The sequence below is a fragment of the Providencia sp. PROV197 genome (assembly GCF_028479625.1).
In the GTDB taxonomy this organism is placed as follows: domain Bacteria; phylum Pseudomonadota; class Gammaproteobacteria; order Enterobacterales; family Enterobacteriaceae; genus Providencia; species Providencia vermicola.
On the sequence record NZ_JAMPNZ010000024.1, the window covers coordinates 91,991 to 104,928 of the forward strand.

Consider the following 12,938-nt stretch of genomic DNA (forward strand, 5'->3'; position numbering starts at 1 on the left):
GCCTTCCCCGTTGTTTTTTTAGCTCTGGCTCTTCTCAAGCGCCACTGATACAGACGGTTTACAATGAATAATCAATTTGCTGACGTTATTTATTTTAACGGTTATATCTATACCGCAGATACTCAAGACCGCATCGTTGATGCGATTGCTGTTCGTGATGGTTATGTCTTAGCCACAGGCTCGTCTGATGAGCTTCATCAATACGTTGGGCCAGAAACGGAAAGTATCGATTTAGAAGGCAAAATGATGATGCCTGGCATCATTGATGGCCATATGCACCCTTTTTGGGGGGGAATTCAATTATTCGGCTGCCATTTAAACTATGAATCACTGACCATTAATCAAATTCTCGAACGTGTACAAGATCACTTAGATAAAGACCCACGTACGGGTGAAAATGATTGGTTAAAAGTCACTGCTTGGTTACGCCAAGGCATGGTCCCCGCAGGTATTGATATGTACCGCGAAGACATGGACAAACTGAATACCAAACGCCCTGTCGTGCTCTTTTCGAACGATTGCCATACATTGCTTGCCAATAGCCGTGCTCTCGAGCTCTTCGGTATTACCAAAGACACCCCTGAGCCACCAGATGGTAAAATTGGTAAATATGAAAATGGTGAACTTAACGGTATTTTAGAAGATGCCCCTGCGATGCGTGCTGCTGATAGTATCCCTTCTATTCGTGATGACCAAGCGATTGAAGTTGCAGAGCTCGTGCAAAAAGTGCTTAATCAGCAAGGTGTTACCATGGTGATGGACGCCCGAGTTTCTGAGCAACAACTCGAGGCATTTGCACAATTACAACAACGCGGTGACCTCACAATTCGTTTCCAAGCGGCTCGTGAAATCACGCCAGATGAAACGCCTAATGTGGCCTCTGTTGCTGCTGCAGTTGATAAAGCGGTTGCTTTCGCTAAAAAATGGCACCAAGCTGATTGGACTCCAACACCAGGTATCGGTTTAAATAATATTAAGATGTTTGTCGATGGTGTGATGCAATTTCCAACCATGACGGCGTCATTATTACAGCCTTATCGCATTAACCAAGGTACCGATGATGCACCAAATTGGGTTGAAACCGACAACTATGGCGACCTCTATTTCACCGCTGAAATCCTCGATGAGCTAATGGAAAAAATTGCAGCGGCAGGCTATGACCCACACTTGCATACCGTTGGCGAAGGTGCCGTTTCGATTGTTTTAGATGCCATCGAAAAAATGCGTGCAGCTCACCCTGAAAAAGATATTCGCCCAGGCTTAGCACACAACGAACTTGTTCATGCGGATGATTACGCACGCTTTGCTCGCTTAAAAACCATTGCTTGCTTGTCTTTCCAGTGGGCAGCACCAACACCTGAGTTGGCTGCATTTGAAAAGAATATGCTGGGTGAAGAACGTTTTGAGCAATTAGAGCCAATCGCTAAATTTGTTGATGCTGGTGCAGTTGTCGCATTTGGTAGCGACTGGCCTATCGATGACTTTGATGAGTGGTATGACTTAAAAGTTGCAGCAACACGCCGAGGCCGTGATATTAATGGCCAACAAGCACCACGACTAGATAATGACCGTAACCTGACTGTGACTGAAGTTCTTCGCAGCGCAACGATTGACTCGGCTTATGCACAGCACCGAGAAGACGTCCTTGGTTCATTAGAAGCAGGTAAATTCGCAGATATGATTGTATTGGATCGTAATGTATTTGAAATCCCTGCGGATGATATTGAAAATGTAAAAGTACTGCGTACGATTATCGGCGGAAAAACGGTTCATATTGCTTAGTAGTTGTCTTTATTTAATTATTTAAAATAAAGCGATGACAAAATAAACACCCCATGGATTAAATAAAACCTTGGGGTGTTTTTAATTGAGTGCTTAATTCCAAAACCTAACACAATTAAAAAGATAAATTACGAGAGAATTAACGCCTTCGTAATACAACATTATTCTTCGTAAGAAAATATTGTCTGAACAACCGTATTTCCATGACTAATCACGACATAACATACTCTGTCGCGTATTAATAACGAAATACCTAACACGGTAATACACGCCGATATAAACGCAATCACTGCGAACTTGCTCATTTCCCTTGACCTCTTAATTGTTAAGAGGCACAACTCTAACTGTCTAGGTTTGGATTGGGCCTCGTTGGTGAATAATAACAACGGGGCTTTTTCATTTCTGATCCAAAATAAGTTACTTGAACCAGAAAGGCTCAATCACCCAACAGTAAAGTAGCAAAATTTTATATTTTACGCACATTTAATCTCAGAAAAGCATTTATTCAAAACACTTGATTTAGATATTATAAAAAAATAACGCTTGCAAAAAAAAATATATCTCGATAATATCCGCAGCGTTTTCTATTCAATAACAAACTGCAAGGAGGTTTATCATGACAACAACTAATCACACTCTTTGCGGGCATACTCAGTACTAGATTTTTTCTATCCACTTTTGCCTGCTAATTTACCTTATTTTTTAATTAGAAATGAGTTAATGACTTATGGGCAATACCTTTCATTCTGTGAGCGAACACGTGAGTTATATCGCCACAGAAGCAACATGGATTGAAAGTAAAGCAATCCAACAATTACAAATTACTGCTAACTTACCTGATATGGTATCCGTTGTTGGCATGCCAGATCTCCATCCTGGCCGTGGATACCCAGTTGGTGCAGCATTTTTTTCCGCCAAACGATTCTACCCTGCCCTTGTCGGCAATGACATTGGCTGCGGAATGAGTTTGTTTCAAACAGATATCAAAAAATCTAAAGTTAACCTCGATAAACTGGAAAAACAGCTTTCTGAAATGCCAGACCACGCCCCGTTAGCATGGCTTGATGAGCATGTCCCTAATGACATGCAATCACATGATTTTATGGCATCACTAAGTTCTATTGGTGGCGGTAATCATTTTGCTGAATTTCAATCAATCGATGAAATATTACAGCCTAAATTATTTGCCGAAAGCGGTTTAAATAAACAACAGTTACTGTTACTCGTTCACAGTGGCTCCCGTGGTTTAGGGCAAACTATCTTACGTCAACATGTGGAACGTCACAGCCACAACGGACTTTATGAAGACTCTGATGATGCAAAAGAATACCTACATGCGCATCAGTGTGCACTCAATTTTGCACAGGTAAACCGACGTTTAATTGGCTTACGCCTGTTGCAACAAGTTAAAGCAACAGGGGAGCTGAGCTTAGATATCAACCATAATTTAGTTGAGCCCTATAATATCAACGGGATTGATGGCTGGCTTCATCGTAAAGGCGCAACGCCTTCTGATCGTGGTTTTGTTGTAATCCCAGGCTCACGAGGGGATTACAGTTATTTAGTCGCCCCTCAGCCGAATGAAGCTTGTCTTAATTCTCTTGCTCATGGCGCGGGTCGCAAGTGGATGCGAACTGAATGCAAAGGACGATTATCACACCGTTATACACCGCTTCAGCTCTCTCGAACTGCATTAGGTAGTCGTGTTATTTGTGCAAATAAACAGTTGATTTACGAAGAAGCCCCACAATCTTATAAGTCTATTGATACCGTGATTGAAAGTATGGTGAATATGGGTGTTATTCAGGTCGTGGCTCGGCTAAAGCCCGTTATCACGTATAAAACCAGTGGAGAATGTTAATTATGTTATTACAATTTTCCTCTGCACAAGGCCCTGCAGAATGCTGCATTGCGGTTGAAAAAGCCCTAGCCTGTTTTTTACAAGAAGCAACAAGTCTTCGGGTAACCATTGATATTCTAGAGTCAGTCCCCTCCAGACATGGGTTAAAATCCGCTTTGCTTTCTCTTGAAGGAGAGCATGCAGAGCAGCTACTCCAAACTTGGTGTGGAACAGTGCAATGGCAATGCCAGAGCCCTTTACGCCCTCGCCACAAACGAAAAAATTGGTTTATGAGTGTGACCACTTTTTCACCAATTCAACCGATTGAAGACAATGAAATCGAATTTGAATTCACTAAAGCTCAAGGCGCAGGAGGGCAGCATGTGAATAAAACCTCATCTGCTGTTAGAGCAAGGCATGTTGCAACGGGGATCACCGTAAAAGTTCAATCTGAACGTAGCCAACATGCGAACAAAAAATTGGCTAAACAGTTGATACAATGGAAGCTTAATGAGCATCAATCACAACAATTAAATGCATTGGATAAGCAGCGCCATCTTTCTCATTACCAAATTGAGAGAGGAAATGCGACCATTATCTTTGAAGGTAAAGAATTTAAGCGATTGATATAAAATAAAAATTAGTCACCCTTGATTTATAGGGTGGCTAATTGGACAAACTTAACTATGCTCTACACAACATCGAGTATGTCTCTACAGATTGCCTTGCAATAGAACTTTCTGTTCCACCCAATGTGACCCCGTCTTGTAATGGAAAACTGGCTATTTGCTCTCTTAGCATTACATCACTGCTTGATTGCTGAACAAAGCCATTATTCATTAACTCATTTTTAAAGTCATAAGATGTGTGATAAATTAATTCAAAAGCTGATTCAATTTCTTCTATTTTTTTATTCACCGCATCGAGTGTCACTTGATAATCTTTGTTTTCTGCTTCAAGATAGTTAATTAAATTCTCATCTTTATTATCTGATTTAATTTCATCTTTTATTTGTTTTTTATTAAAACCGATTAAGTCTTCAAGTTCTTTTCGATATTCTTTTTCTTCATTTAAAATATTTAGATACTTATCTCTATTAAAAAATAAATTCATAACTTAATCCATCCTTATAATTTCTATTTAAATTAATGATAAATTAGTCGTTATTTATAGCCGTATGTAAATGGCAAAATTAAAATAACCAAATTATTCAGGAATTCAACATCTATTTCATTATCGAATGAACAGTTAACTGCCTGCCTCCTTTCAGAGGCGGCATAGAGGGGTATATGCTAGAGAATTTTTTCAGTTAAAAACCAACCTGCTATACTTTCACGTTTTTGTTCTGTAGGTAGTACTTCATGAGGGAATTCTTCTGACATAAAAAAGATCATTCTTCCCGCTAAAGGCTCTAACTTAAACAAATGATTATCTTCTTTATCAAAAACAACTAATTCACCACCATCCCCTAATTTCCATAACTCATTCATATATAAAACTGTTGTTACCTTACGACGACCAGCACCTCTAGGGTTATCAACGTGTTTTTTATAAAAACCACCATTGGGATAACGGCAAAAATGAGTTTCAAAGTCCCGCAATCCTAAATACAGTTGGCAATTTAGTGCTTGCCGTATTTCCTCCATTTTTTCCATATAAAAAGCAATGGGGGTTCCCATCTCTGGTTCTAACCAAACGGTTTGATCACCGCGAACCGCTTTGTTGCTTTGTAATGAATCTCGATGCCCAATACGCGCATCTTGCAATGTATTTGGTATACATTGTTTTATTTTTTGGGTATCTGACAGGGTCAGAAAATCATCCCACACATACCAACCTTGTGAGGAAAGTGAATCAATAAGTTTATGAATTGACATGATGAATGTTAGGAAGGTTATTCGGTAAAACTTTATACGGCAAAAAGAGAAAAAAATAAAATTAAAAACTTGAATCTTATGGATTAAACTATTGCATCAAAGTATTCTACCAAAAAAATCTTTATTTTTCATAAGGTAAGTATATTAACTAACTGCTATCATCAAAATTTTGAATCAAGATACTCACCTGAGTGAGGACCTTGTTTTTAATGTATTATCTCAATAAATTTATAAAATGGCCGTTAGTGTGTTACTCCACACGAGGCTGTTCTTCCCATGCAGCGATGGGATGCAACGGGTACTGGTGTTCTGTGTTGAGCACCGACTAATGTCTCTACCACGGAGCTAGCTTCTTGAGCTGGATTGAAGCTAGTGATTTGCTCACTGACCAATTGAGCAGCTTTATTGATTCCCTCTGTAGGTATCACCTTTGCAATCACATCTCTTTTTTCTTGTCGATAATCACTAATTAGCTCTTGCTGTAACCGCTTGATTTCAGCTACTGCCTTATTAATATGTATTGACTCACTGTTTAGTTGAACAATCTTTCTTACCGTCTGCTGTCCTAATGGCACTATAAATTTGTGTGATACCTTAAACTCTAGTAGATTATTAGTCACAGTATCATTAACAACACGATGGTCACCTTTATTTATCCACTTATTGAATTCACTATTATTATCGCCCAAGTCGTTATCATTTGAATAATGGTTAGAAAAAGAATTTTGATCCTCTGAGATCATTTCTTTTGTTTTTGAAACTAATTGCGCCAGTTGTTTAACTGTTTTTTTATGTGAAATAACCTTACCATTTATTACAAAAGATTTATTCATTAGGCCATTTATAATTTTATTTGATAATTCAGAGGTACTAGACTGATTTTTTCTGATAATTTGATTAAAATCATTACCTATCGATTTCTCCAAATTATTCATTCTATTTACTCTATTTTCTACTGACTGCATCAATTCACTGATTCTTTCATACTTAGCATTATTATTCTTAAAATTAATTTCCATATTAATTACCTTAATAAATATTTTGACAATCAAATTTGACAACCAAACTTGATATTAAAATATTATCTCATATAGAAATAACATACTAATATAGTATTAATATAGTAAAGAAAAATGTAAGTTTAATATAAATACTATAAAACCTTTTTATTATCTCAATTAACGCATTTATGATGTGTATTTATTAAAAAATACCAATACTACCAAATATATATGACAGTATTGATACCAATAAAATAGCCCTATAAGTTCTCTAACCTTGCATAAGAAGCCACCAGCCACTTAATCCCTTGACCTTGAAACGCAATTTGTAAGCGACAATGCTCACCACTTCCCTCAAGGTTAATAATCGTGCCTTCACCAAATTTTGGATGCATCACACGCTGCCCTAAAGCATAACCTGAATCATTTTGGCTGATAGGTGTACCAAGGCGTTGATGACTCACAGGACGTGAAACTGTAGCCCGAAGACGAACCTCTTCCACACATTCCGTTGGTAGCTCACCAATAAAACGCGATGGGCGATGATAGACCTCTTTGCCATATAAACGGCGGCTTTCTGCATACGTGATGGTGAGCTTTTCCATGGCTCGGGTGATACCGACGTAAGCTAATCGGCGCTCTTCTTCTAAACGACCGCTTTCATCCATCGACATTTGACTTGGGAACATCCCTTCTTCCATTCCCACAATAAAGACAACGGGGAATTCCAAACCTTTGGCAGAGTGCAGAGTCATTAATTGAACGGCATCTTGGCTTACATCTGCTTGCCCTTCACCTGACTCAAGTGCAGCATGAGATAAAAAAGCCTGTAATGGCATGAGATCTTGGTCTTCTTCTTGATAACTGAAATCACGAGTCGCATTGACGAGCTCTTCCAAGTTTTCAATTCGAGCCTGTGCTTTTTCACCTTTTTCTTGTTCATACATTGCACGTAGGCCTGAGTCATTAATCACTCTATCCGCTTGGACATGTAATGGCATATCTTGGGTTTCTTTCGCTAGCGCATCAATAAGCTCTAAAAAACGTTCGATAGAAGCCGCTGCGCGACCACCAAGGACTTGCTCACGAAGTAAGTACTCGCAACTTTCCCATAATGTTAATTGCTGGTCACGTGCAGTTTGGCGAACTGTATCTAATGTACGTTCACCAATCCCACGCGTAGGCGTATTCACGACTCGCTCGAACGAAGCATCATCATTACGATTAGCAATCAACCTTAAATAGGACAGCGCATCTTTAATTTCTTGGCGCTCGAAAAAGCGCTGCCCACCATAAATACGATACGGCATCGCACTTTGAATTAAGGCTTCTTCAAGTACACGAGATTGGGCATTACTACGGTATAACATGGCGCAATCTTGTAAAGCACCGCCATTTTCTTGCCATTGTTTAATGCGCCCAACGACATAACGAGCTTCATCTAATTCATTAAATGCACAATAAAGAGAAATCGGTTCGCCGTCTCCGCCTTCAGTCCATAAATTTTTCCCTAAACGGTCGCTATTATTGGCAATTAACGTATTTGCGGCTTTTAGAATATTGTTAGTTGAACGGTAGTTTTGTTCAAGACGGATAGTTTCTGCACCTGGAAAATCATTGAGGAAACGCTGAATATTTTCAACTTGCGCACCACGCCAGCCATAAATTGATTGGTCATCATCCCCAACGATCATGACTTTGCCCGTTTCACCCGCTAGCACACGGATCCATGCATATTGAATGCTATTTGTATCTTGGAATTCGTCCACTAAAATATTGGTGAAACGTTCACGATAATGTTGCAGCACATGGGGTTTATTCAGCCATAACTCGTGGGCGCGCAACAGCAACTCTGCAAAATCCACCAGACCTGCGCGGTCACACGCTTCTTGATAAGCCTGGTAGACTTTTAACCATGTTGCCTCAACAGGGTTACCATAACTTTCAATATGTTGCGGACGAAGGCCTTCATCTTTTTTGCCATTGATGTACCACATTCCTTGGCGAGGAGGCCATTGCTTTTCGTCAAGGTTCATCGCTTTAAGCAAGCGACGAATTAACCGGTATTGGTCATCGCTATCTAAAATTTGAAAATCTTGCGGTAAATTCGCATCCATATAATGTTGGCGTAACAAACGGTGTGCTAAACCGTGGAATGTACCAATCCACATGCCGCCTTCACTATTTCCAATCAATTGATTGATCCGATGACGCATTTCAGCCGCGGCTTTGTTGGTAAATGTCACCGCCATAATTGAAAAAGGTGAAGCATTTTCAACGGACATCAACCATGCAATTCGGTGTACCAATACGCGCGTTTTCCCACTCCCTGCTCCCGCAAGAACAAGTAAATTGGTACGCGGGGCTGCAACCGCTTCGCGCTGTTTGTCGTTTAGACCTTCAAGCAGATAAGAGACGTCCATAGTTACCATCAAAGCAAAACAGTGGCAAACACCACTGTGTTTTTATACATGAAAAATGATTATACCAATGATAAGAGAGATTCCAACTGGGAAATTTCAACGTGTGGTAATAAACGCACGTCTTTTTCTTCCATCAGTGTTTTTTGACTTGGGTTTATCCAGCAAGCTTGCATACCACTATTAATCGCCCCCTCAACATCAGTGAGTAAATTATCCCCCACATGTAAAATAAATTGTGGTTCGATATCTAAGCGCTGTGCCGCTAATCGGTACATATCACAAAAAGGCTTGGAACGTCCATCGGGACCAGCTTTTAAAACAAACTGAAAATACTCACCCAGACCACACGCTTCAGGCTGTGCATTGCCGTTAGTGATAGCAACAAGTGGGACTTTCTCAGCGAGCTGAATTAATGTTCTGTGTGTTGATTCAGGGATATCTATTTGATTACGCCAATAGGTAAAATGCGCCATAATATCATCCGCACCTTTTTCGGCGTTTTCCCGCGAATAACCATAATGGCAAAACATCATTTTCGATGAAAGCCAGCGCCAACGTGAAATGTCGTGGAAAATTTCAGGTTCTTGTTCTTCCACTAAACGACGAAAAGCATATAAATCATCGTTACTAAAATGATTGAATTGTGGGTCGTATTCACGCACAAAACGTAAAACTTCTTCTTCCGTTTTATCAATAACAGGGTGGTTATCGTAAAGCGTGTCATCCAAATCAAACGTAATCGCTTTAATTGGCGATAGCGGACGGTAAAAATGCATTAAGGTTTCTCCCTCTTTGCTCTCGGATGAGCCACATCATAAACGTTTGCTAAGTGCTGGAAGTCTAGGTGCGTATAAATTTGTGTTGTCGATAAGTTCGCATGCCCTAAAAGTTCCTGCACTCCACGTAAATTACCACTTGATTCAAGGATATGTGTCGCAAAAGAGTGGCGTAATTTGTGCGGGTTAATATGGCTATTAACCCCTTGTTTGATACCCCATTGTTCAAACCGCTTTTGAACATTTCGATTAGAAATTCGCTTGCCACTTTGAGTAGAAATAAATACGGCGTCGTCTTCTGGTTCATACAATTCGCGCATTTCTAACCAGCGCTGTAACCAACTTACGGCTGTTTTCCCCAGTGGAATTTTGCGTTCTTTACTGCCTTTACCCATCACCCAGACTTCACCCGTTGTTAAATCAAGATGACGGAGATTTAACCCGACCAGTTCCGACAAACGCAGCCCTGCACCATACATCACTTCGAGCATGGTTCTGTCTCGAACAACCAGTGGATCACCACTGTCCATATTGAGAAGCTGGGAAACCTCATCCACATCCATGTTCTTCGGTAGGCGTTTTTTGGCCTTCGGCGCTTGAATCGCCTTTGCTGGGTTTGCTGGCAGTTCACCTTGATGAACCATCCAATCACAAAAACTTCTTAAGGCAGAAAGCCGTAGCGCCATACTCGCTGCTTGAAGGCCAGCTTTTCGACTTTTTGCTGCAATGTTGCGAACTAACGTAGTATCGAGTTTCTGCCACTCATCAATTTTCAACGAAACCAGCATTTCAACAATGACACTAAGCTGACGCCGATAGTTTGTTATCGTTACAGGACTTAATCTACGCTCAACACGCAGGTAACGTAGAAAGGCTTCAATTTGGATCATCAGCCCTTCTGGCTGAACCCCTACAGGCGCTCTATCCATTGGCATAATAACCTCGGAAGAATTTGCGCGACTTTTTCTAACATGACGGTGCCCATACCATGCTGATAATGTTCACGATTACGACTAGTAAAAATGACCATTCCCGATTCACCATGCTGGCCAAATAGTGAAATTGCAACAGAGCCGACATTCAACGCATCAGGTAATAACAACTGAATTTCAGGGCCATTTAAGCGACCAAGGTAATTGCGTCGTTCGCCAAACCGTTGAATCCTCACAGGTTCAAAAACGCGACGGGAAATGACTAATTGATGCGCATCGAGGGGGGCTGACAAGCGCCAGCTATCACTAAATAAGCGAACCGAAGCACCTGATAAACCGAGTTTTTTTGCCCAACGATTCAGCGCTTGTAGCATTTCTTGTAAACTTTTTGATGATGACATTTCAATCACCAGCAGTAATAACTCATCAAAAAGCTCCACATTTTCATGTGCTTGTTCAACCATAAAACGGATGTCTTGCTCGAGCTGTTTAATTTTGATCCGTTGACGGCTCATCACTAACTCAGGCAAGGAAACCGCTCCGTTCACTACGTGAGGAACATTTATTTGCTCAACAAGCGTTGGATGGCGCAGAAAAAAATAAGGATTGTCCTTTAAATACTGCATCACACCATGTTCATCCATTTGATGAATTTGTTCCGATGCTTTTTCAGTTTTATCCATACTATCCTCTTAGCCCTTTCAAGATTAGACGTGGATCACTCCATCATAAACATGTGCCGCAGGGCCCGTCATATACAAAGGCGTTCCAGGTCCATCCCAAGAAATAGCAAGGGAACCCCCTGGTAAATCAACTCTGACTCGCTTAGCCAATAAACCTTGAGAAATCCCAACAGCAACGGCGGCACACGCACCACTACCACACGCTTGAGTTTCCCCTGCACCACGTTCATAAACACGCAAACGGATATGCTCTGCGCTAACTATTTCCATAAAACCAATATTAGCACGCTCAGGAAAACGCTCATGACTTTCAAGTGCAGGTCCTAAAATTTCGACTTCTGCAGTATGGATGCTTTCCACTTGAATAACGCAATGTGGGTTACCCATTGAAACTACACCGCATAATACTGTACGTTCTTGAGCGCGGATAATATAGGTTTTTTCTTCTTTAACAGCGCGAAATGGAACTCTTTGCGGCTCGAAATCAGGCTCACCCATATTAACGCTAACATCATCATTTTCATTAATGGTTAATGTCATACGTCCAGATTGGGTGCTAACTTTAATTTTTTGCTTATTAGTTAAGCCCTTAAGACGAACAAAACGTGCAAAACAACGCGCCCCATTACCGCATTGTGAGACTTCACTACCATCGGCATTAAAAATACGATAATGGAAGTCGAGATCAGGATCATAAGGCGCTTCGACCAACAAAAGCTGATCAAAGCCAACCCCTGTATGCCTGTCGGCTAAGCGACAAATCATTTCTGGGGAGAAGTACACATTTTGGGTTACTCCATCAACCACCATAAAGTCATTGCCTAAGCCATGCATTTTAGAGAATTGCATTTCACGCTCCATAGCGACAACTTACTGGTGACTAGTTGCTTGGGCAGGCTCTTTTGCCGAGCTGCTTGGGGCACTAGGTTGCACATCAGACGCTTGCGTAGGTGCAGCATTTTCTTCTGGTGGGAAATAAAGTGGGCCTTTTAAGCCACAGCCAGAAAGGGTAAATAAAACAACAAGTGCGCTCAGCCCAATTAAACTTTTTTTCATTCTTTTTCGCCTGTAATACTCACTTTTGACATCTGATATTTTTACACAATAGCAGGAGTGAACCCGCAAATCACGTCCGTTTATCAAGCATGTTGACATTATATACTTTAGGCTAAATTTAATCTGAAAATTTTAAGGGCTTCCCTCACCGCTCGTTCCCCCCTATAATTTCAATTAACAATAATAACTTCAATTAAATAATTGTGAGCAAACAGGAACTTAACCGTGAATGATAGTGAATTTCACCAGCTAGCGGAAACGCTGCTTAGCACAATTGAAGAGCATTTAGACAATTATGACGGCGATGCCGATATTGATTGTGAGATTAATGGCGGCGTGATGACCTTGAGCTTCGAAGATGGCAGCAAGATCATTATTAATAAGCAAGAAGCCTTTCACCAGATGTGGTTAGCGACCAAACAAGGTGGGTATCACTATGATTACCAAGATGGAAATTGGGTTTGTGACCGCTCTGGTCATGAGTTTAAAGCAAAATTAGCAGAGGCTATCGCGTTTCAAAGCCAAGAGCCATTTTCTTTCTAAGAAACGGTAACCTGTTAGTTATTGA

At 40.6% G+C, this 12,938-nt stretch carries 14 protein-coding genes; 4 read left to right on the forward strand and 10 right to left on the reverse strand.

What is annotated here, in order from left to right; translation table 11 throughout:
- Positions 1-63 precede the first annotated feature (63 nt).
- Positions 64-1,782 (forward strand): amidohydrolase, encoded by a 1,719-nt coding sequence (locus tag PR808_RS14660; protein ID WP_272539548.1) that lies wholly within the window; start codon positions 64-66, stop codon positions 1,780-1,782.
- A gap of 161 nt (positions 1,783-1,943) precedes the next feature.
- On the opposite strand, the gene PR808_RS14665 is transcribed toward PR808_RS14660, so the two are convergent.
- Positions 1,944-2,087, reverse strand: a complete 144-nt coding sequence (locus PR808_RS14665) for a Hok/Gef family protein (RefSeq protein ID WP_272539549.1) — start codon at positions 2,085-2,087, stop codon at positions 1,944-1,946.
- Between the two features lie 422 nt (positions 2,088-2,509).
- On the opposite strand from PR808_RS14665, the gene PR808_RS14670 reads away from it, so the two are divergent.
- Positions 2,510-3,643, forward strand: coding sequence for an RNA ligase RtcB family protein (locus PR808_RS14670; RefSeq protein WP_272539550.1), 1,134 nt, complete (start codon positions 2,510-2,512; stop codon positions 3,641-3,643).
- Positions 3,644-3,645: 2 nt separating this feature from the next.
- Positions 3,646-4,254 carry a peptide chain release factor H gene (gene prfH / locus PR808_RS14675; protein ID WP_272539551.1) on the forward strand — a complete coding sequence of 203 codons (609 nt, stop codon included), beginning with the start codon at positions 3,646-3,648 and terminating at the stop codon, positions 4,252-4,254.
- Between the two features lie 52 nt (positions 4,255-4,306).
- Here prfH and PR808_RS14680 read toward each other — a convergent pair whose 3' ends face one another.
- From PR808_RS14680 to lptM, 9 genes are all read right to left on the reverse strand, one after another.
- A complete protein-coding gene (locus tag PR808_RS14680) occupies positions 4,307-4,735 on the reverse strand; it encodes a hypothetical protein (protein ID WP_272539552.1) in 429 nt (142 codons plus the stop codon).
- Between the two features lie 179 nt (positions 4,736-4,914).
- A complete protein-coding gene (locus tag PR808_RS14685) occupies positions 4,915-5,499 on the reverse strand; it encodes a 2OG-Fe(II) oxygenase (RefSeq protein WP_272539553.1) in 585 nt (194 codons plus the stop codon).
- A gap of 242 nt (positions 5,500-5,741) precedes the next feature.
- Positions 5,742-6,518 (reverse strand): hypothetical protein, encoded by a 777-nt coding sequence (locus tag PR808_RS14690; protein WP_272539554.1) that lies wholly within the window; start codon positions 6,516-6,518, stop codon positions 5,742-5,744.
- Between the two features lie 242 nt (positions 6,519-6,760).
- The gene (uvrD, locus tag PR808_RS14695) at positions 6,761-8,923 is read right to left on the reverse strand and encodes a DNA helicase II (RefSeq protein ID WP_272539555.1); all 2,163 of its coding nucleotides are present in this window, start codon (positions 8,921-8,923) and stop codon (positions 6,761-6,763) included.
- A 59-nt stretch (positions 8,924-8,982) separates the two neighbouring features.
- Positions 8,983-9,699 carry a 5-amino-6-(5-phospho-D-ribitylamino)uracil phosphatase YigB gene (gene yigB / locus PR808_RS14700; protein ID WP_206083109.1) on the reverse strand — a complete coding sequence of 239 codons (717 nt, stop codon included), beginning with the start codon at positions 9,697-9,699 and terminating at the stop codon, positions 8,983-8,985.
- Positions 9,699-10,628 (reverse strand): tyrosine recombinase XerC, encoded by a 930-nt coding sequence (gene xerC / locus PR808_RS14705; RefSeq protein ID WP_206083777.1) that lies wholly within the window; start codon positions 10,626-10,628, stop codon positions 9,699-9,701. The genes yigB and xerC overlap by 1 nt, the downstream gene beginning before the upstream one ends.
- Complete coding sequence (locus PR808_RS14710) at positions 10,610-11,314, reverse strand: DUF484 family protein (protein WP_206083107.1); 705 nt, start codon at positions 11,312-11,314, stop codon at positions 10,610-10,612. Before PR808_RS14710 ends, xerC begins: the two co-directional genes overlap by 19 nt.
- Positions 11,315-11,338: 24 nt before the next feature.
- Positions 11,339-12,163, reverse strand: coding sequence for a diaminopimelate epimerase (gene dapF / locus PR808_RS14715; RefSeq protein ID WP_206083105.1), 825 nt, complete (start codon positions 12,161-12,163; stop codon positions 11,339-11,341).
- 21 nt (positions 12,164-12,184) lie between these two features.
- On the reverse strand, positions 12,185-12,370 hold the full coding sequence (gene lptM / locus PR808_RS14720) for an LPS translocon maturation chaperone LptM (RefSeq protein WP_206083103.1): 186 nt from the start codon (positions 12,368-12,370) through the stop codon (positions 12,185-12,187).
- A 225-nt stretch (positions 12,371-12,595) separates the two neighbouring features.
- On the opposite strand from lptM, the gene cyaY reads away from it, so the two are divergent.
- The gene (gene cyaY, locus PR808_RS14725; protein WP_206083101.1) at positions 12,596-12,913 is read left to right on the forward strand and encodes an iron donor protein CyaY; all 318 of its coding nucleotides are present in this window, start codon (positions 12,596-12,598) and stop codon (positions 12,911-12,913) included.
- Positions 12,914-12,938 lie beyond the last annotated feature (25 nt).

Excerpts from the sequence above, each read along its gene's own strand:
- PR808_RS14670 (WP_272539550.1), top strand. The coding sequence starts at position 2,510 with ATGGGCAATACCTTTCATTCTGTGAGCGAACACGTGAGTTATATCGCC.
- PR808_RS14665 (WP_272539549.1), bottom strand. The coding sequence starts at position 2,087 with ATGAGCAAGTTCGCAGTGATTGCGTTTATATCGGCGTGTATTACCGTG.
- dapF (WP_206083105.1), bottom strand. The coding sequence starts at position 12,163 with ATGCAATTCTCTAAAATGCATGGCTTAGGCAATGACTTTATGGTGGTT.
- yigB (WP_206083109.1), bottom strand. The coding sequence starts at position 9,699 with ATGCATTTTTACCGTCCGCTATCGCCAATTAAAGCGATTACGTTTGAT.
- uvrD (WP_272539555.1), bottom strand. The coding sequence starts at position 8,923 with ATGGACGTCTCTTATCTGCTTGAAGGTCTAAACGACAAACAGCGCGAA.
- PR808_RS14690 (WP_272539554.1), bottom strand. The coding sequence starts at position 6,518 with ATGGAAATTAATTTTAAGAATAATAATGCTAAGTATGAAAGAATCAGT.
- PR808_RS14660 (WP_272539548.1), top strand. The coding sequence starts at position 64 with ATGAATAATCAATTTGCTGACGTTATTTATTTTAACGGTTATATCTAT.
- PR808_RS14680 (WP_272539552.1), bottom strand. The coding sequence starts at position 4,735 with ATGAATTTATTTTTTAATAGAGATAAGTATCTAAATATTTTAAATGAA.
- xerC (WP_206083777.1), bottom strand. The coding sequence starts at position 10,628 with ATGGATAGAGCGCCTGTAGGGGTTCAGCCAGAAGGGCTGATGATCCAA.
- prfH (WP_272539551.1), top strand. The coding sequence starts at position 3,646 with ATGTTATTACAATTTTCCTCTGCACAAGGCCCTGCAGAATGCTGCATT.
- PR808_RS14710 (WP_206083107.1), bottom strand. The coding sequence starts at position 11,314 with ATGGATAAAACTGAAAAAGCATCGGAACAAATTCATCAAATGGATGAA.
- PR808_RS14685 (WP_272539553.1), bottom strand. The coding sequence starts at position 5,499 with ATGTCAATTCATAAACTTATTGATTCACTTTCCTCACAAGGTTGGTAT.
- lptM (WP_206083103.1), bottom strand. The coding sequence starts at position 12,370 with ATGAAAAAAAGTTTAATTGGGCTGAGCGCACTTGTTGTTTTATTTACC.